Genomic DNA, 25,354 nt, shown 5'->3' with positions numbered 1-25,354 from the left:
TTAGACTCCTACTTTTTGTTTTTGTAATTCTTGTTCTCTTAAAACTCTCCGTAGTAATTTCCCTACAGAGGATTTAGGAAGCTCTTCTAGTATTTCTACTTGCTTTGGCACTTTATATGGAGCTAAATTCTTTTTAGCAAAAGCAATAATATCTTCAGTTGATAGGGTCTCACTATCATTTATCTTTAAGAATGCTTTAACCGTTTCCCCTCGATATTCATCAGGTACTCCAATTACGACGGCTTCTTCAACACCTTGTAGTTGGTATAGGACATCCTCTACCTCAGCAGGGTAAACGTTATAACCGCTCGCGATAATCATATCTTTCTTACGGTCCATGATGAAAAAATAACCGTCTTCGTCCATTTTTGCGATATCCCCAGTAAGAAGCCAGCCATCTTTAATGGTTTTGTTAGTATCCTCTGGACGGTTCCAATAGCCTTTCATTACTTGAGGTCCTTTTATAATCAACTCACCTGGTTCCCCGACCGGTACATCGACCATTTCACCATCTTCAGTGATTTCTACTATTCTCGCTTCTGTACTAGGTATCGGAATTCCCACACTCCCTGGCTTTGCCTTAAGGAAAGGCGGGTTAAAAATAGGGGACGGAGATAGCTCTGATTGCCCATAACCATTTAGTAGTTTTCCGCCTGTTTTTTCTTCAAATATTTTTATTTGTTCAACAGGAAGTGGTGCTCCGCCACTACTCATATAGTGAATATCACCAAACCCTGATTCTTCAATTTCCGGGTGGCTATTTAACGCAAAATACATCGTAGGAACAGCGGACATTTGGAACGGCTTCTCAGTCTTAACCACTTCCATTAGTTCCTTCGGATCGAACCGCGGTAATACTAACTGGTTAGCACCCTCTCTAATTCCAGCAATTGCATTACATGAAAGCCCAAATACGTGGAACATCGGAAGCACACTTATCATTTTGAAGTCTTCCGGAATTAGCTCTTCAAAAGGTCTATAGACGAAATCACATACCTGAACCACATTTGCAAGTAAATTTTGGTGAGTAAGCATAACCCCTTTACTTACCCCCGTTGTTCCGCTCGTATACTGCAACATGGCAACGTCCTCGTAAGGACTGATAGCTGTTTCTGGTATAGTTTTCCCTTCCGCTAGGAACTCCTCAAAGTAGCGATCTCCTTCTTCTAGAGCGATCTTCTCGCCACCAAGATTCACAACAATAATTTCTTTTAAATTCGTCTTTGGTTGAACATTCTTGACCTTTTGATATAAGGTATCTAAGACAATGATAAATTCTGAACCAGAATCGGCTAGAACATGCTCGATTTCTCTTTCAACATACATGGGATTTACCTGAACGTTAATCCCGCCTAATCGAAAACTACCAAATAAGCTAAAAATATAATGTGGACTATTAGGCAACATTATCGACATGCGGTCGCCTTTTTTAAATCCACTGCTATGTAAGGATGCCGCAAAGGCTTCTGCTACAGATTTGAGATCATTAAAGTTCCAGGATCTTCCGTAGAAAGTTAGAGCCGGTTTTTCACCATAAATGGCGGATGAACGGTCAAGTAAATCAAATAGAGAACTATACTCTACCGATACATTTTCACTAACCTTTGAATCATATAACTTCAACCAAGGTTTTTGCTGATATACCATACTCCTACCCCCAAGATGATTTTTTTCTCCATTATGCCGATCCATGATTTGGTTAATTATTCTAACATCTAAATTATTGTTATAAAACACTTTTTTGTAAACGGTGCCATTTTGACATATTTTTTATCTTTTTAGATGATTTTGTCGATTTTTATCGAATACGGCCTGTTTTCTGCCGGTTCAACCCCGAAAATAGCCTAATAGCCCTAGAAAACTCTGTTGGTAATTGTCGAAAAATTTTATTTATTTTCACGTTTTAACCTTTACTAGGGTGGGTATTTAAGACCTACTACTATTGTTTTATTATGTAATCTACTAAGAAAACTAGTAAACTAGAGACTCTCCTTCTTATTTATATGTTCTTTTCTTAGTCCTTTGAATTTTAGCTGAAAATGAATAATTAATTTAATTTTTACAACATTTACACTGTAAGCGCTTTATAAACCGTCAAACTTTGTTCAACATTTCACAATATATCTTCCAGTTAACGTGATATATTTAACGCATAAGGAAGAATTAAACAACAAGGAGTGATTGTAATGATCCTTTGTAACTGGAAGTCCTTTTCGACCGATACTGAAACCTATACTCTTGAAACCTTCGAGGAGGTTATCGGAGATGAATTTGAGGCCATGATGTTTAAAAACGATGAACGAATTCCTACTGTCATATGGACTCTTAACTATGTAGTCATCGTAAAAAAGGTATCAAGAATCACCAATGACATCTATTTTGAAAAAATCCCTAGAAATCCGGTTTGCGAGTAAATTTTTTTTAAGAATTATGTGAAACAATTCACTAACTTTAATGGAGGGAATTAGAATGGCTGTTACTGAAAAAGTTATAAAAGAAAAGCAAAACGTTACAGAAACAATCGATCGTCTCGTTGAAAATGGGTTAAAGGCATTAGAGGAGTTTCGTGGCTTCACACAGGAATCCATTGACAACATCGTTAAGGAAATGGCATTAGCTGGACTTGATCAACACATGCCCCTTGCAAAGTTAGCTGTTGAAGAAACCAAACGTGGTGTCTATGAAGATAAGATTATTAAAAATATGTTCGCGACAGAATATGTCTATCATAATATCAAATACGACAAAACGGTTGGCATCATCAACGAAAATGAACATGAGGGAATCATCGAAGTAGCTGAACCTGTTGGTGTTATTGCAGGTGTCACTCCGGTTACAAATCCAACATCTACAACGATGTTTAAATCACTGATTTCAATCAAAACTCGAAACCCAATTATCTTTGCCTTCCACCCCTCTGCTCAAAAAAGCAGCAGTGAAGCTGCGCGAATTTTACGTGATGCTGCGATAAAGGAAGGTGCACCTGCAAACTGCATTCAATGGATTGAAACACCATCTGTTGCAGCTACTCAGGCACTTATGAATCACGAAAAAGTTTCTCTAATTCTAGCAACCGGTGGCTCAGGCATGGTGAAATCGGCGTATAGCTCAGGAAAACCAGCTTTAGGGGTTGGACCTGGTAATGTTCCTTGTTATATCGAAAAATCAGCTAACGTTCAACGCTCCGTTAATGACCTGATTTTATCTAAGACTTTTGATAACGGAATGATTTGTGCTTCTGAACAAGCTGTAATTATTGATCAGGAGATTTATTCTGAAGTCAAACAAGAAATGAAATCACATAGCTGTTATTTCTTAAACGAGGCTGAAAGACAAAAGGTTGAAAAACTCGTTATCAATGAGAATACCTGTGCAGTAAATGCCGATATTGTTGGGATGCCTGCTTTTAAAATTGCTGAAATGGCTGGAGTAACAGTACCTGAAGATACCAAGATTTTAGTTGCAGAACTCGAAGGAGTTGGCCCCGAGTTTCCACTATCTAGAGAGAAGCTAAGCCCTGTCCTCGCTTGTTACAAAGTAGCAAGCCTTGAAGATGGAATGAATAGAGCAGAGGAAATGCTAAACTTTGGTGGTCTTGGACACTCCGCTGTTATTCATACAACCAACGATGATGTAATTAGAGAATACGGTTTACGAATGAAAGCTGGCCGGATTATTGTGAACGCCCCTTCATCTCAGGGAGCAATCGGAGACATTTACAATGCTTATATGCCTTCTCTAACTCTCGGTTGTGGTACTTATGGTGGAAACTCAGTATCGACAAACGTTGGTTCTATTCACCTTATTAATATTAAAAAAGTAGCAAGAAGGAATGCGAATATGCAATGGTTTAAAGTCCCATCTAAAATTTATTTTGAGAAAAATGCTACACAATATTTAGCGAAAATGCCAAATATCTCAAAGGCTCTTATTGTTACGGACCCTGGGATGGTGAAGCTTGGTTACGTTGATAAAGTACTCTACTATTTAAGAAAGCGCCCAGATTATGTTCACTGCGAAATTTTCTCAGATGTAGAACCAGATCCAAGCATTGAAACAGTCGTTAAGGGTGCAGAGTTAATGGCAAACTTCCAGCCGGATGCTATTATTGCTCTTGGTGGTGGTTCAGCAATGGATGCAGCAAAAGGCATGTGGCTGTTCTATGAATACCCTGATGCAGACTTCCATGGTTTAAAGCAGAAGTTCCTAGATATTCGAAAGCGTATCGTCAAATATCCAAAACTAGGACACAAAGCACAGTTTGTTGCCATTCCAACTACTTCCGGAACAGGCTCAGAAGTCACTTCCTTCTCTGTTATTACTGATAAAAAAGCAAATATTAAGTACCCACTAGCAGACTATGAGTTGACTCCAGATGTGGCGATTATTGATCCACAATTTGTGATGACCGTTCCCAAAGTAGTTACTGCTGATACAGGAATGGACGTTTTAACCCATGCCATTGAGGCATATGTTTCTGTTATGGCTAATGATTACACAGATGGGTTGGCAATGAAAGCAATTCAGTTAGTCTTTGAATATCTACCAAGAGCGTACCGCGATGGTAGTGATGAAGTGGCGCGTGAGAAAATGCATAATGCTTCCACAATTGCTGGTATGGCGTTTGCTAATGCTTTCCTAGGTATCAACCATAGTTTAGCTCATAAACTTGGTGCTGAGTTCCATATCGCCCATGGACGTGCAAACACTGTCTTGATGCCACATGTTATCCGATACAATGCAACCAAGCCAAAGAAGTTTGCTGCATTCCCGAAATACGAGCATTACATTGCAGATAAACGCTATGCTGAAATTGCAAAAATGCTCGACCTTCCAGCACGTACTACAGAAGAAGGTGTGGAAAGTCTTGTTCAAGCGATTATCAAGCTTGCCAAGGAACTCGATATCCCAATGAGTCTAGAAACAAATGGAATTGACTCTGCTGAATTTGAAAACAAGGTTGATTATCTAGCAGATAAAGCCTTTGAAGATCAATGTACAACGGCGAATCCTAAGTTACCGCTTGTAACCGAATTGGCGGAAATCTACCGCAAAGCTTACAAAGGAGTTTAATAATAAATTTTGGGGCCTGCCCCCTGTTACTTTAACGTAACGGTGGGCAGGCCCTTTTTTTTGAGTTTTTTGTGACAAAAAAATGAATACTCATTCATAACTCACGATTCTACAATTTTCGCGACAATTTCCAACAAAACTCCCCTTTTGTCCGTGCTATATTACTGCCATCAGCGGTGGTAATAGCAATTCTAGGCTCTAAAGAATGAACATTAATTTTTGGAGGGATGGAAAATGGCAATTGATGAAAAGGTTTTAGAAAAGAAACAACTAGTAGTAGAAATGGTCGATCTTCTTGCTGAGAATGGAACGAAAGCACTTGCCGAGTTCCGAAGCTATAGTCAGGAAATGGTCGATGGAATCATTAAAGAAATGGCTCTGGAGGCGCTCAAGCATCATAAACAGTTAGCAAAAATGGCGATTGTAGAAACTCAGAGAGGTGTATACGAAGATAAAGTCTTTAAAAATATGTTTGCGACAGAGTACATCTACAATAATATTAAAAACTTGAAAACTGTAGGGATTATTAGTGAAAACGAGCACGAGGGTATGGTCGAAATGGCTGAACCTGTTGGAGTCATTGCTGGTGTGGTTCCAATTACGAATCCAACTTCAACGGTTATCTTCAAATCCCTAATTTCAATAAAAACAAGAAATCCAATTATCTTTGCCTTCCATCCTTTTGCCCAACAATGTAGTAGTGAAACAGCAAGACTTATGCAAGAGGCAGCCGTCCGCGCTGGTGCACCAAAGAACTGTATTCAATGGATTGAAGTCCCGTCCTTAGAGGCCAGCCAAGCATTGATGAGGAATCCTAAGACTTCCATCATTCTCGCAACAGGTGGTACGGGTATGGTCAAAGCCGCGTACAGTTCAGGTAAACCAGCCCTAGGTGTTGGTCCTGGGAATGTCCCTTGTTATATTGAGAAGTCTGCCAACATAAAACGTTCGGTTAATGATCTTATCTTATCGAAAACATTTGATAATGGCATGATATGTGCTTCTGAACAAGCAGTCGTTATTGATAAAGAGATTTATACAGAAGTTAAGAAAGAACTCCTTACAAACAATTGTTACTTTTTAAATGATGAAGAAAAATTACAGCTGGAAAAAGTGGCAATTAATGATAACCATCATCTTAATCCGATTATTGTTGGCTTATCTGCATATCAAATCGCCAAAATGGCTGGGATCAATGTACCGAAAGAAACAAAAATTTTAATTGCTGAATTAAAGGGCGTCGGTCCTAAACACCCTCTATCATGCGAAAAGTTAAGCCCGGTTCTCGCCTGTTACAAAGCCAAAAACCTTGAAGATGGACTAAAGAAATGTGAAGAAACACTGGAGTACGGTGGTCTAGGGCATTCTGCGGCAATACATGCAACAAACCAAACAGTCATTGATGAGTTTTCCTCAAGGATGAAAGCGGGTCGTATTATCATCAATACCCCTTCAACTCATGGAGCAATCGGAGATATCTACAATTCATCGCTCCCATCATTGACATTAGGCTGTGGTACTTATGGTGGTAACTCGGTCTCGACCAATGTCGGCGCCACTCATTTGATCAATATTAAAAAGGTGGCTAAAAGACGAGTGAATACGCAATGGTTTAAAATCCCGCCTCAAATCTATTTTGAAAAGAACTCGGTTCAGTGCCTTGCTGGTTTACCAGATCTATCGCGGGCGTTTATTGTGACTAGTCCGAGCTCAATTAAAAATGGAAACTTAGATCGTGTGCTTTATCAGCTTAAAAAGCATCCAGCCCAAGTACAAAGTGAAATCTTTACAGAGGTAGAACCAGAGCCAAGTATTGAAACGGTCATCCATGGGGCGGAGATGATGAGAAAGTTTAACCCAGATGTCATTATCGCACTTGGTGGAGGTTCTGTCATGGATGCCGCTAAGGCAATGTGGCTCTATTATGAACACCCTGACACAGACTTTGAAGCGTTACGCCAAAAATTCTTTGACCCAAGTAAACGAGTAATTACGTATCCAAAGCTTCGTGGAAAAGCTAGGCTAGTTGCAATCCCAACCACTTCGGGTACCGGATCTGAGGTTACCGCCTTTACGGTTATTTCCGATAAAAAGACAAATCTTAAATACCCGCTTGCTGATTTTGAATTAACACCAGACGTTGCGATCATCGACCCGCAATTCGTCATGACCGTTCCTAAACATGTGACCGCCGATACCGGGATGGATGTTCTGACGCATGCGATTGAATCCTATGTTTCCGTTTTAGCTAATGATTTTACTGATGGTCCAGCATTAAAAGCGATTCAGCTTGTCTTTAAATATTTACCAACCGCTTATCATAATGGAGACGATGAATTGGCTCGGGAAAAGATGCATAATGCTTCAACCATTGCTGGCATGGCTTTTGCAAACTCATTCCTAGGCATTAACCACAGTCTTGCACATGCCCTAGGAGCAGAATTCAATATTCCTCACGGACGTGCAAATGCGCTTTTAATGCCACATGTTATTCGATATAATGCTTCAAAACCAAACAAGTTTATGACTTATCCAAAATACGAGCACTTTATTGCAAACGAGCGTTATGCTGAGATTGCACAAATGCTTGGATTACCTGCCCGAACGACTGAGGAAGGTGTTGAAAGTTTAATTCAAGCTATCGTCAATCTTGCAAACGAAATCGATATTCCAATGAGCATTGAAGCCTGTGGTGTCAGTCAAAATGAATTTGAAAGCAAAGTCAATGAGCTTGCCGAACATGCCTTTGATGATCAAGATACCATTGCAAATCCAAGAATGCCGCTTGTAACGGAGCTAGCAGAGATTTACCGTAGCGCATATAAAGGAAATGAATTAATTTAATAATAAAAATGCCCCATCTCCTTTGTAACTTCTGGAGTACAGGGGCATTTTTATTTAGCTTACCTACCTTTTTCTTTTTAGGCTTCATGAGTTCTTTATGTCGACCTTTTTGGCCTTCCAGGCTTCATGTGATATTCATTATGACCTTTTAGCACTTCGCTCGTGCTTCATGTTTACTTTAGGTGACCTTTTAATAGAGCCATTCTACCCGCTATATCTATTAGGGCTATTTTACAAAAATCATCTTATAAAGCTGTATCAATACAAATGGTAATAAGGCTAGACCATAAATAGCAGCAAATTGTCCTGCATTTAATTCAGCAATCTCAAACACACCCATTAGTGGTGGTAGCAATAACACGATATGCAGAAGAACGGCTCCAATAATCAGGGCATACCAGAGAAACTTATTGCTGAATAGCCCAATTTTGAACACAGAATGCTTGCTTCGTGCATTAAATCCATGGAACAACCTTGCTAAACACAGTGTTGCAAATGCCATTGTACTAGCAATTAAATGGTCTCCAGTTGATAAACCAATATGATAGGCAATCAAGGTCGAAACCGCTATCAGTATCCCCTCGACAAGCACTCGACGAACGAATACTTTATTCAATAACGGTACATCCACATCCCTTGGCTTTTCCTTCATAATATTTTTACTATGTGGCTCAAGACCGATGGCAATGGCAGGTAAACTATCGGTCACGAGATTGATGAATAGTAGATGGACGGCTGCAAAGGGAACCGGCAATGCCAAAATAGAGGCATAGAGAACAGCAAGAACTGCCCCTGTATTTCCTGATAAAAGAAACCGAATTGAGTTTTGGATGTTTGCGTAGATGCTGCGGCCATTTGAAATGGCTTTGACAATGGTTGAGAAGTTATCATCCGTAAGAACCATGGATGAAGCTTCCTTTGCCACCTCTGTACCTGTAATCCCCATTGCCACACCAATGTCTGCTTGTTTTAAAGCAGGTCCATCATTCACTCCGTCTCCAGTCATGGCAACGACGTTTCCGTTTTCCTGCCAAGCGCGAACAATTCTAATTTTATGTTCAGGAGAGACGCGAGCATATACGGAAAGATCTTCCACTTTCTTCTTTAATTCGTCATCTGTCCAGTTTTCAATTTCCGAACCTTCAATTGCCTCAGAATCCTCTTTTAGAATTCCAATTTCTTTTGCAATTGCTGCGGCAGTAATTTTATGGTCCCCTGTAATCATTACTGGTTTAATGCCAGCCTCAATACAAGCTGCCACAGCATCATAGGATTCCTTCCGTGGTGGGTCCATCATCGAAATCAACCCAATAAAGGTTAAGTCGTTTTCATCTTCAAAATCAATTTTCTTTCCTTCAGGAACCTCTTTATAAGCAAAGCCTAGTACACGTAGGCCGTTCATAGAGAAATCTTTGTTGATTTTTTCAATCATTTGTTGCTGTTCCTTCGTGAAATCCACAACTCCGTCGGAAGTTGCAACTTTTACAATTCTTGACAATAGAACGTCCAATGCTCCCTTTGTGACCAAGTAACTTTTGCCCTCATATTTGTTCACTGTGCTCATTAGCTTTCGGTCAGAATCAAAAGGCAGTTCCGCTAAACGAGGATAATGATCCCTAATCGAAAGCTCATCATACTGGTAATCCTCACCAAAGTTTACCAGTGCTATCTCAGTTGGGTCACCAATTTCCTTTTTATCTGTGGTTACCGAATCGTTACACAACAAACCCATTAACAGGATTCGTTTCTCTAACGGATTTTCCATATTTAGCTCATTGTGTTCAATTACTTTGTTATCTACGTAAACCTTCTGAACGGTCATTTTATTTTGGGTCAGCGTACCGGTCTTATCTGAACAGATAACAGAAATGCTACCCAAGCTTTCAACAGCATGCAGCTTTCTAACAATCGCATTTTCCTTTGCCATTCTTTGTGTTCCAAAAGCAAGTACAATGGTCACAATGGAACTCAAGGCTTCAGGAATAGCTGCCACTGCAAGCGCCACTGCAAACATAAATGAATCTACAAGGTCATTCCCTCTAAATAAATCTAACGCAAAGATAATAATGGCAATGGCAATAATGCCAATGGCAAGTTTTTTACCAAACTGGTCTAGACTCGCCTGAAGTGGTGTCTTCTTATCACCTGCTGATTCGAGCAAGTTGGCAATTTTCCCAATTTCGGTGTTCATCCCCGTATTGGTAACGACAACTATTCCTCTCCCATATGTAACAAAGCTACCAGAAAACACCATATTCTTTTTGTCGCCAATGGCCACTTCTTCTTCGTTTATTGGCTCTATCTCCTTTAGTACACTTAACGATTCTCCCGTTAGTGAGCTTTCATTAATCTGTAAGCTATAATTTTCAATAATCCTTCCATCCGCACTAACAAAATCACCTGCATCCAAGGAAAGAATATCCCCAACAACAACTTCTCTGGATGGTATTTCCACTCTATTCCCATTTCGCAGCACTTTTGCCGTCGGGGATGAGAGGGCTTTTAAGCTATTTAGGCTCTGTTGTGCCTTTTGGTGCTGAACTGTTCCGAGAATTGCATTAAGAATAACAACAATTGCGATAACTATTGTGCTGTGTAACTCCCCTAAGAAAGCAGATATAAGCGCTGCAACCACTAGGATAATCACCAGAAAGTCTTTAAATTGTTCAAAGAAAACTTCCAAAGTCGTTTTTCGTTTTCCTTCAGCAAGTTCATTATAGCCGTATTGTTCTAGCCTTTTATTTACTTCTTCAGTCGCGAGGCCTTTTTCCGTAACATTTAGTTCGTTTAAAACATCTTCAGACGTTTTCCTAAAAAAATCACTCATTTCCTATTCTCCTTCCACAGTCATTCAACCAATACAAGGACTCTAGTTTCTTAGCTTAGTATCACAAGATAGGTAACTATTTATCATAGCAGTGCGAATTTCTTTATATTATATTCTTCCTCTGGAGATTCTAGATGATATGGAGGGAAGAAATAATGGCCAATCACGACATGGAAGTTGAAAACAAGTTTGATTTACATGATTGCCGTACTTTAAAAACTCGTATGAGCAATAAAAAAGCAGCTGATTTTAGCAGTTCTACCTTGAGACGCATTGCATTTATGGAAAACGGCCGTACAAGATAAAAATAAAAAAACACACCAAAAATCCTGAGATTCTTGGTGTGCTCTGCTCCCTCTATTATACCAGATAATCTTTAAGTTTAGCTTTTGGTTCACCGAATATTTCTGCTTCTAATCTCCGACCCGTTGGGGTTGCAGCCAACCCACCTTCTCCAGTCTCTCTTAAAGCTGAAGGCATCGTTTGACCGATTGCGTACATCGCACTAATCACTTCATCACAAGGAATTCTACTCGTAATTCCTGCAAGGGCCATGTCTGCAGCTGTTAAAGCATTTGATGCGCCCATTGCATTTCGTTTTACACAAGGCACCTCAACAAGACCGGCTACAGGGTCACAAACTAAGCCAAGCATATTTTTCAACGTAATTGCCATGGCTTCTGCCGCTTGTTGCGGCGTACCGCCTGCCATTTCTACAATCGATGCAGCCGCCATTCCCGCTGCCGAACCAACCTCCGCTTGACATCCCCCTGCGGCACCAGAAATGGAAGCATTATTGGCAACAACAAAACCAAAAGCAGCTGCTGTAAATAAAAACTCAACCATTTCCTCCCGACTAGGATTCAATTGATTTTTCACCGCAAATAGAGTACCTGGCACGACACCTGCTGATCCAGCTGTAGGTGTTGCACAGATGATTCCCATCGCAGCATTCACCTCATTGGTTGCCACCGCCTTGCTTACCGCATCTAATAAAAGCGGTCCCGATAATGCTTTACCGCTTTTGATATAATTTTGGAGTAAAACTGCATCTCCACCCGTTAGCCCTGTTCGTGACTTTACCCCGTTCAACCCACGCTCAACTGCTTTTTCCATAACCGTAAGATTTCCATCCATTTTGGATAGAACATCTTCACGGGTTAACCCTGAAATTTCAACCTCTTGCCTAATCATAATCTCAGCGATCTTCACTTGATGCTTTTCTGCCAACCCAACAAGTTCCGCTACGTTTCGAAACATTGCTTGTCCTCCCGATGTCTTTTTTCTCAACAAAAATTCACTTGTTTTTTTCAGTTATTCTACCATTCGGATGACTCGTGTTACGTTACAAAGGGCTTTCAATTCCTCAATTACTTCATCCTCAATTTTTTGGTCGACCTCAATCACCATAATCGCCATTTCGCCTTTTTCCTTACGAGCTACTTCCATATGACCAATATTGATTTCATTTTTAGCTAAAACAGACGTAACCGATGAAATAATTCCAAATCGATCGCGGTGAATAACAAGAATTGCTGGGTCTCCTGATAGCTTTAGCTTAAACGAATTGATTTCAGTAATTTCAATTGTACCGCCACCAATAGAGATTCCGATAATTTCCATCTCATTATGTTCATCAAATAAGTTCAGCTTTACTGTATTCGGATGTTCAGGTACAGCCTTTTCTGTTTGAAAAGTAACCTCCATCCCCAATTCTTTAGCTATTTCTAATGACTTTGGAATTCGTTCATCAAACGTATCGAAATCTAAAAGACCGGCAACAAGCGCCAAATCAGTCCCGTGTCCCTTATACGTACTAGCAAATGAGCCATATAGGGAAATTTTCACTTTCTTCGGCTGTTTTTCAAATAATGTGCGGGCAACCCGTCCGATTCGTGCAGCACCAGCAGTATGCGAGCTGGATGGTCCAATCATGACAGGACCAATAATGTCAAAAGCTGAACGATATTTCATGATTCATACTCCTTTTGAGTTGTTTGTATAGTATATTTTCGTATTTCGAAATTTGTGTACACATCACATTTATATAAAACATTTAATAGGTACTAACCGCAGCTTTAACTTTAACGGAAAAAACTTCAGTAAGCTATTTAAAATACTGGAAAAAGTTTAAAGTCGATTTATTTTTGCTCTAATATTCAAAAATACACCGGAAACTCGATTGCTGCAAGTGAAACTTGGGAATTAGAGACGTCCTACCCATTATTCAACCAAATTTGGCGTTTAACCTCTAAGGTAATTCAAGTTTTACGAGAGAAAATAGGACTACATCTCTCATAAGGGAGTTGATTGCAGGATGCATTTTAAGTCAGTGCCCTTCGTGCCTTTTAGTTGGACAAAAATCACACCGCTAAAATTAACACTCTCACTTTTTATGGTAACTGGTTGTGGAACAGGTGAGGAAGCCGAACCTCCACCAAAAGAAACGGAAAAACAAGAAGCAGTTAAAATCCAAATGGAAAACCACATGAGCAGTGAAACATCACAGCATGAAAAACGGTTAAATAATGAAAGTGCTCCCTTCGGTATTCCGAAAGTAACACAAAAGATGGAACAACAAAAAAAACAAAAAGTACTCATTGACGCTCCCCATATAAAGCAAAAGCCTGAATTGGATAGAGGCTGTGAGGTCACTAGCCTCGCCATGCTTTTAAACCATGCCGGGGTGTCTGTTGATAAAATGACTTTAGCAGATAAAGTGAAAAAAGTTCCATATGAACGAAATGGCTTAAGAGGAAATTTAAATGATGGTTTCGTCGGGAATATGCAAACATTTGATCAACCTGGTATTGGCGTTTACCATGGACCCATTAAAGATTTAGCTGAATCTTACCTACCAGGGAAAGTACTTGATTTTTCAGGCAAGGAGTTTGACGAGGTACTTGCACATTTAGACCAACAGCGGCCCGTCTGGGTGGTTGTTACAAGTACTTATGATGTGGTACCTGAAAACCATTGGGTAACTTGGAAAACGAGCAGTGGTCCACTAAAAATTACGTTCAAAATGCATTCCGTTTTAGTAACTGGGTACGATAAAGATTATATTTATGTTAACGATCCACTTTCATCCAAAAATCGAAAACTTCCTCGCCAGAAATTTATCGCCGGCTGGGAGCAAATAGGAAAACAAGCCATTACCATAAAAAAATAGATTACACACAAAAATCCAAGCTGAAATTAGCTTGGATTTTCTTATGGCAATATTCTTTACATGCATTTTAAAACAATAAGGGATTATGAAAATTTGTACTCTTGTCCATAACTGTAATAACTAGCATATAGAAGGGATGAGATTGAAATAAAAGGCGTTTATTTTATTAATGATTGTATACAGTTTGAGGGCCTGTCAAAGGAAGAAAGCTTCACTCTTCAGGAACAATCTTTGCTGAAGGTAATAAAAAATAACGATATTCAAGTTTTCCCCTTAAACCCTTACCAGCTTACTAACCACTACACGGTGTTACATGCGCTTTTGTATGATTTAAAAACAACCGGCACACAACTAGAATGTTTTACCTTTTACTCCCAAACTGTATTAGACGACTATATTTACACTTATCCGGCTCGTTGGCTCCTTATTAAAAGTTACTTCGACACACTCATACCTGTCATCGCTGAGGACCCAAGTAAAGACCTACTCTTTATTGCGTAAAGAAAGTTAACTGAGTGTTTTCTCCTTCGTAGTCCAATATTGTTCATTTGCTGGTAAATCATCAAACCATGCCGCTTCTGGTGGACAGTCCAATATCATGAACTGACCATAGTTTCCATCTCTTGATTGATGATACTTTAAATAGGCCATTCCGTTTTCAATCGCAAGTATTTCAATTTTTCCAGAGCTATGACTCATCACCAAGCGCACACGTTTTCCGATACCAGAGGTTTTTGCCTTTGCATCTTCGACGATTTTATATACTTGCTCAAGAGGAAGCACAAACTCATAATTACCAGCAACCGGTCTATTTATAAAGAAGTAATAAGGATTGACCCCAGCATAGGTTAGCTTATTGAGGAGCTCTGCCAACACATCTGGATTGTCGTTAATTCCTTTTAAAATCGGTGTCTGGTTTAAAACGATTGCTCCCGCTTGCTTGAGGGCATCAAACGCTCTTCTCGCTTGAGTGGTTAGCTCATTTGGATGGTTCACATGCGTCATAATGTATATTTGCTTTCCTGAATGAGAATAAGCGCGGATAAGGTCTAAGAGTGCTTCATCTTCATATATTCTCATTGGGTAATAAGCAGGTAGCTTGGTCCCTAAGCGAATAATTTTAACATGTTCAATTTCATTCAATTGTTCAAGGATTGATTTGAGTTTTTTAGTTGAGAGCATCAACGAATCTCCGCCTGTTAACAAAACATTGGTAATCTCTTGATGTTGGCGAATATACTCTAGACCAGGTTGTGGATCTACAATCGCCTCTTTTTCTTTATGAATAAACAATCGTTTTCTAAAGCAAAAGCGGCAATAACCTCCACATTCTTCAGAGACAACTAACAATGCAGTTGTTATATATTTATGCTGACAGCCTGGCACCACATAATTTGTTTCCTCATCACTAGCATCCCAATGCCCATACTCGAGTAGTTCTCCTTCATTTGGGATAATAATTTTCCGAATTGGATCATTGCAGTCATTCCAATTAATTAGACCTAAATAATAATCATTTGAACGAAACACAAACTGGTCGGTAATAGGTTTAAGGTTATCCTTTTCCTCTACTGACAACTCGTTAATTTGATCAATAGAGGTAATGAATGTTGCTTTCATACAGTTCCCTCCCCTTTTACTTTGCCTAATTCCACTATAGCACTTGTAAAATTCAGAAAGGTGAACGTTCTTTGACAATTACTAAACGAGTACAGGAATAGAATTAATATCGTAAAAAAAGTGCCAGGGATTTCCTGACACTTCATATGAAATCAAATATAACCATGGAACTGGATAAGTAACAACTACACTAGAGAAAAAAAATTAGTAACTGAGATGTAATCGCGACTAATATAAGTGCAAATGGATAGGCTGCTGCATACGCGATAGCAGGTTCCTCCGACTCCACTAATTGGTTTACTGAACCTAAGCCAGGTGTACTCGTCATTCCGCCACATAGTGCCCCTAGAGCGTGAATCGTATTTAAACGGAACCACTTTTTAGCTATAAAGTAACCAGCAAGAATCGGGGTTAATGTAATGAGCGACCCTCCAAATACAAGACCAAGTCCTTCCGCTTTTACAACCTCGACAATCCCTTGACCTGCCGTTGTCCCGGCGCCAGCAAGAAATAACACTAATCCTATATCACTGACCACTCTTGTGGACGGCTGATAATACCTGGCACGGATTGGTCCAAGTTTTCCAAAGTGGCCAATGATTAAAGCCACAAATAGCGGACCTCCCGCAACCCCTAGAGTAATTGTCCCCAACCCAGGTAAATGGATAGGAATCATTCCAACAGCAATTCCTATTAGCAACACTAAGCTCAGAGACAATATATGCACATTCGTAACGGTTAAGTGCTTTCTACTAAACAGTGTTTCAACTTCTTTTATTCGGTCTTCACTGCTTACAATGGTTAAAACATCTCCTCGTTCGAGCCTCCATTTTGGATTTTGGCTAAATTCAAAGCCCCCACGTTCAATTCGCGTAACCGTTACTCCATACGCTGATCGTAACCCTAGTTCCTTCAGATTTTTGCCAATTACTTCTTCTGAATCAACGGTAACTTTTCTTAATTTTACGTGATCTGAATTTTGGAAGTCTATTTCAACCTTTTTACCAATGTCCTTACAAAGCTTTTCTAAATCTTCCTTTAATCCTACTGCTACAAGTCGGTCTCCCTTTAAAATGACTGTATCGTTAAGGGCAATGATGTTGCGGTCTCGCCGAATGACTCGACTAATCACGATAGAATGATATTTCTCAAAGTGGATTTCTTTAATTGTCTTTTTATTATAAGTAGCATTTGTGACCTCTATCGTCATGACCTCTGGTGACTCTTCGTTACGAATTGGACCATTGGACTCATTTAAATCCTTTTCCAAATCAATCCTTAACACCCTCGGCAATAACTGAACAAACAGCACAACAGCGATGACTCCAAACGGGTAGGCAATTCCATATCCAACAGAAGCAAGAGGATCATTTGTCGCTTGTAAAGCAGCCGCCAGTCCCGGTGTACTTGTAAGAGCCCCAGTCATTAAGCCAATACTCAAAGCTGGGGAGAAATGAAATAGTTTTGAGACAATAATGGTGACAATTGCCGCGATAAAGACAATCAATATCCCAATGATTCCAAACACAATGCCACTGCTTCGCATCATCCGAAAAAACCTTGGTCCTGCCTGCAATCCAACTGCGACAATAAACAAACTTAGCCCTAATTGCTGAACAGTGCCAGATATTTGGTAGCCAAAGTGACCAAAAATCATAGCAACGAGCAACACACCCGAAGAACCTAAACTAAGGCCCTTTATGCTCGCTTTTCCTAGTACCGATCCTAAAAATAAAATAACAAACAGTAATAATAACTGATCTTCTAATAAAGAACTAACCAATATACAAAGCCCTCTTCCTACTTATGTTCTAAAACCATATCACTTATTTTAGACTTAAAATAGGCAATAATATGTATCGATATTGTGACACTTTGAACATAGATAGGGAAATTAAATTGTTGGTTAAAAACTGACTACTTTCCGGAACGATGGGTACTGATTAAATGCTTTATCGAATACAGAGGATGATAAATCAACATCCATGGGCCAGTGTTGCGCATAACGGCTTTTATTTTTGTACGATATTCTGGTTTATAGCAATGAACTGAACAATTAGAACAAGCTCCTTTTTCTTCGCCAAAGGGACAAAGCGAAAGCCTTTTATGAGCATAATTCTGTAGTTCCGTACATTCTTCACAAAGCTCTTTGTGGCGATGCTTCTTTCGGCAATATAACTCAATCATTTTAGTAACAGTATCTTTCTCCTGTTGAATCTTTGGACCGTTATTTCGTGAAATTGGTTGCTTTGTCATGGTCGTAAACCTCCTTTATTAAGCTAGATTTACTATCCTTATATAAAAAAGATACCATACTACCCCCTTTTAAATTTAAACTGTCATGAACAAAATAAGGACAGTTTTCATCTTCATCACATCTCCTATTAATCAAACGTTTGATTAAATTGCTCCCATAACAACAAGGCTTAAGTTATCTCACCCCCAACTTAATTGTAACCAACCCTCACCTTTAAACTCTTATGTTCAGGAAACACCAAGGAACATGGAGATCTTATCGCAAACTTCACTGCAAATGGTTGTTTTATTGAAATAATAACAATCGTTTTACGCTAAACAGCCCCAACTCATCACAATGGTCTCACCTTTAAAAATTTGAATTAATTGCAAAATATCAAGTAAAGTGGTGGAGCTTATTAGATAGGAATAGAATTATTAATAGGCGCGAAATATGTCGGATGATTTTCATTGATATTTGTAAGCGTTTCCAATTATAATTATAAACAGGCGGATGGCATGCGTGGCCATCATAGTATTCGGCGTAGGTGGGGCCAATACTTCTTTGTGTGTTCTTAGATAATCAGAATTTATTTACGAACCTAAAAAGGCCACCGGAAAGATGAAAACTCTTTCCGGTGGCCTTTACTTTTTTACTCTTATACTTGCGGATTCTGATTTTTCCTAAGAAAGTCAGGTAACGACTCTGTAAACCGATCCAATACCCATCGTTTACGTGCCTTTGACCACTTCCCTTGTTTGGTAAGGGCCATAATTCGCCAGTACATTGGAGGGTGGGCTTGAAACTGGAATTCAAGGAACCTCCAAAACCATGAATCACGATTCGTATTTGGACGTAGTTTTTTCATTGACGACTTATTATTGAGAGTCGCACTATACTCAAATTGCTTATCTAGGTCTTGCTCTTGTGCATTTAACAGCGCAGTTAATCCTTCCGCCATCTGCTTCCTACCTCCAGCTAGTAACTCTCCTCCAAGGTAATCGGCCCTTACTTCTGTCCATTGCGAAACAAAAGACAGGTAAATCGGGAAAAGAAACATAATCAGATAAACAAGCAAAGTAAAAAGAAGAATATGGTCAGCTAGCACTTGTAGTTCATCAAAAAATAAATACACGGAAGCGGCAAGCACGCCGAAATATACGAATCGTGCGAGCTGTATGGTCAGTATATCCCGTTTCTTTAAATGCATTGCCTCATGAGCTAAAATGGCATCTACAGCATTGTTTGGTAACTGTAATGTTGCTGAGGTAAGGACGACCGTCCCACGGCCTATATTCATCCCGGTCGCAAAACCGTTATAAATAGGAGAATCCACTAGGTACAATTTAGTCCCACCAACCCCAGCCTTTGCAAAAATTGCTTGTGCCCGCTCATATAAATGGCCACTCCTAACAGCTTCGGCATCAGAAGCAGCAATAAGAACCCTATCTGAAAAATAGATATTTACTCCCCACCATAGAAGAACAAATAAAATCATAGCCCAGGTTGGGGCACCAATCCACAAAAGGAGAAGGAGCAAGCCTGTATAAGCGGATATTCCTTTTACCGTGGAAGCAAAATAACCTTTTAATAATAACCGCTTCAATACAGTTGGATGCCATACAGGCAAGACTAGATTCTCTTTTTGTTTATCGGAATGATCAACATACTTGCTAAAAAGTTCCTGCCACATTTCTATCTTATCTAGTGTTATATAGATGTTATCTCCGGGAAAGGAAAGTTTTAAAACCCTCTGAAACGAACTTGTATAATCTTGGTTGGAAGACAGAAAGGTAAACAGTGGATGTAATTTTAATAAATCAGGTGAGGACTCTACTGACATCTGCTTTAAATCTTGAATAGGTAGTTCCCTTGATTGGAATTGGGATAAGATGATCAGACGTTCCTCTGTTGGAACCCAGAAAACACGTGAGGATGAGAAATTCCCAACTCGCTCAACCGTTTTTGCAAAAAAAGTGATCAGCATAAAACCAATGAACATTTTAAGCACGGTATACGTTTCAGGTGCAAAAAGTAAGAAGAGAACAGCTCCACTGCACACGGCACCCGTCAGTATAACATCCACCGCAAGGCGTTTCATTTCTTTACCCATTGACATTTCAATATAGTCGACATCATCTAAGCGTCTCTTTACTTCCAAATACTTTTCTCTTTTCCCTCGGTCAATGATAAATCCAAAGGAAGCATAAGCTGTAGCCCCAAACGATATGAGGAACATAGCTTGCCCAAACGATAAGAATATGAATAGGTACGCTAAAACAGCTATCAGCAAGATACATTCAACAATTACTGCAACTTTTTTAGGCAAAAGCACTGCAATCATTAGCATTAAGAGTACATACAAAACAATGGCTAGAATTGCAAACACACTTGGCAACAAAAAACCTCACCCTTCCAACAAAGAGTACCTGTTAGGTCTACTCAGCAAGAACCATCTCTGTTACTAATTCTGATACCTCTTCCATGGTCAGGCTCGGGTCAATAAATAGAATATTATAGGTTAACCCCTCCTCCTGCCAACTCAGCGATCGAAAATCATTTAAATCCATAAAAGAGGCCTCTTTATTCCGGATTTTCACTGTCTCTTCGCCAGGAAGAGCTCCAATCTCCTCATCTAAATCCTCAGGGGTTTGAAACACTGACATCGTAAAGAGTGGAAGTCCCTTATTTTGATAATCAATGTTCACTTCGTTACGGGACAATTCACCTTGTAGTTCCATCACTTCAATTCTAGCAATCTTCAAATCTTCACTTTCAGGAATATGAAGAAAAGGATTTCCCACCTTTTCCACGGCTTCTTGAAGGGTGATTTCACTTGGTTCTTGCATATCCTCTAAGAGATCTAGAACTTCGACATCCTTCGGTAGTTCTAATGTAAACTGGTCTTTATCGAAATCGGGACTCAGCTCTAGCTTGGTATAGACCATTTCCATATTTATATCACCAGAACTAGAGTTTGTTTTTAAAACCATCCAAGTTTCTTTATCGATCCATAGCTCTTGGTCACCGAACAAGCCTTTGTCTTCCTTGGCCTCCGCAACTAAGTGATAGGTGGATCTTCCGACAATCTCCTTCTCTCCCTCTGACCTCACTTCATGCGTATCCTGTATCATCTTTAGCAACTGTTCAGCTTGCTGTTTAGGAGATATCTGATTGAGCGCTTGAAGTTCATCTCCTTCAATGACAAACGCTTGCTTGAGCTCAGGTTGATAGCTGATTAATTGTTTGCCATCATTGACCGCAATGCTTAGTTCACTACCATCTTCCATCTGGGTTTCCGTTCTCTTTTTACCGTCTTCATTCACCCATTCTTTTAAAAGGATCTTTTCTGGATCCTTTCCTTTTTCCGTCGTGATCAACTCTGCCTCTGCATAGTAGGCACCTATTTCTGTTGTTTCTTCCAAGGCGTTATTAATCACTTGTTCTGGTGAAAATTGTTTCCCTGACTCTAAAGAAGAGCATCCAAAGGTACCCATGGTTATTCCTCCTATAAAGCAGATGATGCCAGCCCATTTAGTTATTTTCATCCTATTCACCTTTCCTCTCTAACATTGGCAATCTACAAATTACACATGTTCCAATTTCAGCTTCTGAAAATAGTTGAACATCCCCGCCATGCTTCTCAATTATTTGTTTTGTAATACTTAGACCAAGTCCAGTGCCTTGAGCATCCTTTTTGCTTCGCGCTTGATCCGCTTGAAACAGCGGATCAAAAACATGGACCATCTGCTCAACAGGAATTCCCTTCCCTGCATTCTGAACAATCAGATACACACTTTGAGGATGACGTAGTAGCTCTTGCTTTTTAATAAAATCAAACACCCAATTAGGAGGATTCGTAGCAGCTGATGATACAGCTCCTATCCAAATCTCACCCTCAAAATCTGTGTGCTGAATCGCATTGCTCATTAGATTATCAGTGACACGCATTAGTTGTTTGGGGTTCACTTGATAGTTTCCGGTCACATCGCAATGGACAGATAAGTTGATTCTTTTCTTTTGGCAAAGAGGTTCATAATCTGAGATGAGCATCTCAAAAAACTCATCTCCCTCTACTTCAACAAGCTCCATTTCATATCGAGCTGATTGTAGGAGCGTATACATCAGTAAATCATCAATCATCTGCTTCATAAAGTGGGCTTTGTCCACAATGATCTGCCGGTATTCCTCCCGCTCTTCTCCGTTTAAGTCTTGTTCAGAAAAAAGAGATTCTGCATAAGCACTAATCGAGGTTAGCGGTGTCTTTAAATCATGGGAAATTGTTGCAATCATATATTCCTTTTCTTGCTGCTCTTTTTCAATGGTTTTTCTCGCTGTTTCAATTTGTTTTCGCATATGGTAAAAATGCGTTGTTAACTCCCCAATTTCATCTTTGTTAGTTGGAATTTCCGCGATACTTTCTTGATTTGCAAAAGCGGTCATTTGGTTCATAAGCGAGGTTAATCTACTATTTAACTTTCGATTTACTAATATGGCAACCGTAAGAAAAATAAGGAAGAATATTCCAATAAACATTCCAATCATAATCCAACTACGGTTCGCTACACCTGCCATCCACTCATCACGAGCAATTTGAATCTCAAAGAAACCTACGATCCCGTTTTCTGATAAAACAGGCTGCTTATAGCGATAAACTCGATAGCCTTGTTCAAGCGAATATAAGTTTTTATATAATTCTTCTTTTCCTAATGCAAATTGTGATGGGATAACGGTTTTATCAGAAGAAAAAAGGACAATTCCATCTTTGTTATAAAGCGCCACCGATATATCTTCACCATCAAGCTGCTCTACTTGTGGGAGCTCAATCCCAGGCTTAAACAATGTCGGGTCATCTAGTGTAGAGGTAATGTTTTGGATTTGCATGGACGCGAGAAAATATTCTTCAACCTTTTGCTCATCGTTATAAGATTGAATCCATGCGAATAAAAGATAGGCTGCAGCTAGTGGTAACAGCATGACAATAAAATAAGAAACTAATAGCCATGTTTTTAATTTCATTTTGGCTCTCCAATAAACCGATATCCTTTTCCCCACACTGTCTGAATAAAGCAAGGCTTTTTCACAGGGTCATCCAATTTTTCACGTAGTGATTTTATATGAACGGTCACTGTATGTGCATCTTCAATATCTACCTGCTGCCAAACATGTTGGTATAATTCACTTTTTGAAAAAACGGTTTGAGGGTTTTGAGCTAAAACCTTTAGTAATTCAAACTCTTTTGATGTTAAGTTAAGTTCTCGCTCATGGCGGTATACCTTTTCTTGATCATAGTTGATGGCTAATCCTAATAAAAATTCGACTCTCTTTATTTGATCCGGTACACCATTATACCGACGCCATCTCCGAAGCAAAGACTCTACCCGCGCTTTCAACTCCACTAAACTAAACGGTTTAGCCAAATAATCATCTGCTCCAAGTTGCAGCCCTTCAACCTTGTCTTCATCTTCTTTACGAGCGCTTATGATCATAATCGGAACATCGCTTTTCCAGCGGATATTTCTGCACAAAGTAAAACCATCCATCTCTGGAAGCATTAAGTCCACCAAAACCAAATCATAGATACCTTCTTGAAAATCCTCCCAACCTTCTAACCCTGTCGTTGCCCAGGTCACCTCATAACCATCCCGTAAAAACGTATCCCTAACAACACGAGCAATTTCAGGATCATCCTCGATAAGCAATATACGTGAACTCATTTTATTTCCTCCTATTGGTAATGTAACACAAGGATTTTCTCTGTCTGATTATTTTATTATTTCTTTATAAATCATTTATAAGATGATAGTAAAGTTGTAACATATCTTATAAAGACTAAACCAAACATAATAGAATGGTAGACAAACTCTCGTTCTCGGATAAAAACAGGGTGGATTAAGCTTTGTTTTACCCCATATGAGAAAAAAACTTGCGAACGCATTGGCAAACCTAATAGCTAGTTGTTCTTACCCAAAGATTAGGCTTTGAAATTTTAGCAACAATCTTAACCACTTATCCAAATCCAAACAACCTTTTGAAGACAAGGAGTGTTATCACATGAATCAAATCTATTTGGATTATAACGCAAGCACCCCTATTGCCCCTGAAGTTAAGAAAGCCATGAAACCATATCTAGAAGAGTACTACGGCAATCCATCTGCTCTTCACTTTGCTGGAGTACAAGGAAAGAACGCTGTTGAACATGCCAGAACTCAAGTCGCTTCGATGTTGAACTGTTCTGTACAGGAAATTATTTTTACCTCAGGTGGAAGTGAATCCAATAATCAGGTGTTAAAAGGAGTGTTCCAAACCTATAAAGAAAAAGGAAATCATATTATTACAACTAAAATTGAACATCCAGCGATTCTCAATCCATGTAAATACCTCGAGAAGCTTGGAGCAGAAATTACATATGTAGAAGTAGATCAATATGGGAGAGTAAATCCTGAGGATATTGAAAAAGCCATCACGGACAAGACGATCCTGATCACTGTTATGCATGCCAATAACGAAGTAGGAACCATTCAGCCTATTGAGGAGATTGGTCTAATAGCTCAAAAACATCATGTGCTCTTTCATTCAGACGCCTCTCAATCAGTAGGAAAAGTCCCACTCAATGTTGAGCAGCTTCATGTTGATTTTTTAACAATTGCTGGCCATAAGGTATATGCTCCAAAGGGAGTTGGAGCGTTGTATGTACGTGAAGGTATACAGATAGAACCTCTTATTCATGGTGCCGGCCATGAAAGTGGACGAAGGGCTGGAACAGAGAATGTCCTGTTAGTTGTTGGTTTAGGGCAAGCCTGTGAACAAGCACAGAAGAATATTGACGAAAATGAAAGGATTCTAAGGTTAAGGGAAGACTTCTGGCATCAACTAAAAGATCTCCCGCAAATTGCCGTTTCGCTAAATGGGCACCCGGAATACCGCCTACCAAATACTCTTAGTGTAAACTTTGAAAACAGAATTGGTCAGGATATCCTCGCTGCATTGCCTCAAGTTGCCGCATCAACTGGATCTGCATGTCACGCTGGCGAAGTATCCTTATCACCTGTTTTAAAAGCAATGGGAGTTAAAGAAACCGTTGGCATGGGGGCTATTCGTTTCAGTTTAGGAAGATACACAACAAAACAGGAGATCGATACGGTTGTCCAATTGTTAGGGCAGGTATGACTTTGGTGGAGGGAGCTGGACGTTATAGGCTAGGGGACGAAGTATATCCCTGTTCGGACTCATTTTTGGTTTTTCCGGCTCTTCCTGTCCGAATAGCACCTTGGCTCGGACTCAACTTTACCTTTTCTGGCTCTTCCTGTCCGAACTGCACCTTGGTTCGGACTCAGCTTACCTTTTCTGGCTCTTCCTGTCCGAACTGCACCTTGGTTCGGACTCAACTTTACCTTTTCTGGCTCTTCCTGTCCGAACTTCACCTTGGTTCGGACTCAGCTTTGACTTTTCCGGCTCTTCCTGTCCGAACCGCCCCCTTGTTCGGACTCAGCTTTGACTTTTCTGGCTCTTCCTGTCCGAACTGCACCTTGGTTCGGACTCAGCTTTGACTTTTCTGGCTCTTCCTGTCCGAACTGCACCT

At 39.7% G+C, this 25,354-nt stretch carries 17 protein-coding genes; 6 read left to right on the top strand and 11 right to left on the bottom strand.

Annotation, left to right across the window (positions count from 1 at the left end; all coding sequences use genetic code 11):
• Positions 1 to 1,647, bottom strand: a complete 1,647-nt coding sequence (locus H0185_RS19170; protein WP_221875101.1) for a long-chain-fatty-acid--CoA ligase — start codon at positions 1,645 to 1,647, stop codon at positions 1 to 3.
• Positions 1,648 to 2,186: 539 nt separating this feature from the next.
• Between H0185_RS19170 and H0185_RS19165 the strand changes: the two genes are divergently transcribed.
• The 3 genes from H0185_RS19165 to adhE (H0185_RS19155) all read left to right on the top strand — a co-directional run bounded on the left by H0185_RS19165 (position 2,187) and on the right by adhE (H0185_RS19155) (position 7,917).
• Positions 2,187 to 2,414, top strand: a complete 228-nt coding sequence (locus H0185_RS19165) for a hypothetical protein (RefSeq protein ID WP_221875100.1) — start codon at positions 2,187 to 2,189, stop codon at positions 2,412 to 2,414.
• 55 nt (positions 2,415 to 2,469) lie between these two features.
• Entirely contained in the window at positions 2,470 to 5,073 is a 2,604-nt protein-coding gene (gene adhE, locus H0185_RS19160; RefSeq protein ID WP_221875099.1) for a bifunctional acetaldehyde-CoA/alcohol dehydrogenase, read from the top strand.
• Positions 5,074 to 5,307: 234 nt separating this feature from the next.
• A complete protein-coding gene (adhE, locus tag H0185_RS19155; protein ID WP_221875098.1) occupies positions 5,308 to 7,917 on the top strand; it encodes a bifunctional acetaldehyde-CoA/alcohol dehydrogenase in 2,610 nt (869 codons plus the stop codon).
• 226 nt (positions 7,918 to 8,143) lie between these two features.
• Here the strand turns inward: adhE (H0185_RS19155) and H0185_RS19150 are convergent, their stop codons facing one another.
• Positions 8,144 to 10,744 carry a calcium-translocating P-type ATPase, PMCA-type gene (locus tag H0185_RS19150; RefSeq protein WP_221875097.1) on the bottom strand — a complete coding sequence of 867 codons (2,601 nt, stop codon included), beginning with the start codon at positions 10,742 to 10,744 and terminating at the stop codon, positions 8,144 to 8,146.
• A 155-nt stretch (positions 10,745 to 10,899) separates the two neighbouring features.
• On the opposite strand from H0185_RS19150, the gene H0185_RS19145 reads away from it, so the two are divergent.
• Entirely contained in the window at positions 10,900 to 11,049 is a 150-nt protein-coding gene (locus H0185_RS19145) for a hypothetical protein (protein ID WP_221875096.1), read from the top strand.
• 55 nt (positions 11,050 to 11,104) lie between these two features.
• Here the strand turns inward: H0185_RS19145 and sdaAA are convergent, their stop codons facing one another.
• Positions 11,105 to 12,004, bottom strand: a complete 900-nt coding sequence (gene sdaAA, locus H0185_RS19140; protein ID WP_221875095.1) for an L-serine ammonia-lyase, iron-sulfur-dependent, subunit alpha — start codon at positions 12,002 to 12,004, stop codon at positions 11,105 to 11,107.
• A 54-nt stretch (positions 12,005 to 12,058) separates the two neighbouring features.
• Positions 12,059 to 12,718 carry an L-serine ammonia-lyase, iron-sulfur-dependent subunit beta gene (sdaAB, locus tag H0185_RS19135; protein ID WP_221875094.1) on the bottom strand — a complete coding sequence of 220 codons (660 nt, stop codon included), beginning with the start codon at positions 12,716 to 12,718 and terminating at the stop codon, positions 12,059 to 12,061.
• Between the two features lie 343 nt (positions 12,719 to 13,061).
• On the opposite strand from sdaAB, the gene H0185_RS19130 reads away from it, so the two are divergent.
• Entirely contained in the window at positions 13,062 to 13,916 is an 855-nt protein-coding gene (locus H0185_RS19130) for a C39 family peptidase (RefSeq protein WP_246629302.1), read from the top strand.
• A gap of 507 nt (positions 13,917 to 14,423) precedes the next feature.
• On the opposite strand, the gene H0185_RS19125 is transcribed toward H0185_RS19130, so the two are convergent.
• From H0185_RS19125 to H0185_RS19095, 7 genes are all read right to left on the bottom strand, one after another.
• Positions 14,424 to 15,536: a KamA family radical SAM protein gene (locus tag H0185_RS19125; RefSeq protein WP_221875093.1), complete on the bottom strand. Its 1,113-nt coding sequence runs from the start codon at positions 15,534 to 15,536 to the stop codon at positions 14,424 to 14,426.
• 190 nt (positions 15,537 to 15,726) lie between these two features.
• Positions 15,727 to 17,319 (bottom strand): aspartate:alanine exchanger family transporter, encoded by a 1,593-nt coding sequence (locus tag H0185_RS19120; protein WP_246629301.1) that lies wholly within the window; start codon positions 17,317 to 17,319, stop codon positions 15,727 to 15,729.
• A gap of 134 nt (positions 17,320 to 17,453) precedes the next feature.
• Entirely contained in the window at positions 17,454 to 17,792 is a 339-nt protein-coding gene (locus tag H0185_RS19115) for a nitrous oxide-stimulated promoter family protein (protein ID WP_221875092.1), read from the bottom strand.
• Positions 17,793 to 18,430: 638 nt separating this feature from the next.
• Complete coding sequence (locus H0185_RS19110; RefSeq protein ID WP_246629300.1) at positions 18,431 to 20,173, bottom strand: M56 family metallopeptidase; 1,743 nt, start codon at positions 20,171 to 20,173, stop codon at positions 18,431 to 18,433.
• Positions 20,174 to 20,210: 37 nt separating this feature from the next.
• Positions 20,211 to 21,269, bottom strand: a complete 1,059-nt coding sequence (locus tag H0185_RS19105) for a LolA family protein (protein WP_246629299.1) — start codon at positions 21,267 to 21,269, stop codon at positions 20,211 to 20,213.
• Positions 21,270 to 21,321: 52 nt separating this feature from the next.
• Positions 21,322 to 22,791 (bottom strand): sensor histidine kinase, encoded by a 1,470-nt coding sequence (locus H0185_RS19100; RefSeq protein ID WP_221875090.1) that lies wholly within the window; start codon positions 22,789 to 22,791, stop codon positions 21,322 to 21,324.
• Positions 22,788 to 23,489: a response regulator transcription factor gene (locus tag H0185_RS19095; RefSeq protein ID WP_221875089.1), complete on the bottom strand. Its 702-nt coding sequence runs from the start codon at positions 23,487 to 23,489 to the stop codon at positions 22,788 to 22,790. The genes H0185_RS19100 and H0185_RS19095 overlap by 4 nt, the downstream gene beginning before the upstream one ends.
• A gap of 337 nt (positions 23,490 to 23,826) precedes the next feature.
• Between H0185_RS19095 and H0185_RS19090 the strand changes: the two genes are divergently transcribed.
• On the top strand, positions 23,827 to 24,942 hold the full coding sequence (locus tag H0185_RS19090) for a cysteine desulfurase family protein (protein ID WP_221875088.1): 1,116 nt from the start codon (positions 23,827 to 23,829) through the stop codon (positions 24,940 to 24,942).
• Positions 24,943 to 25,354 lie beyond the last annotated feature (412 nt).

This window comes from Mesobacillus maritimus, assembly GCF_019749255.1.
Lineage (GTDB): Bacteria > Bacillota > Bacilli > Bacillales > Cytobacillaceae > Mesobacillus_B > Mesobacillus_B maritimus_A.
Note: the sequence above shows the minus strand (reverse complement) of the source record. Positions and strands in the feature narration are given on the sequence as shown.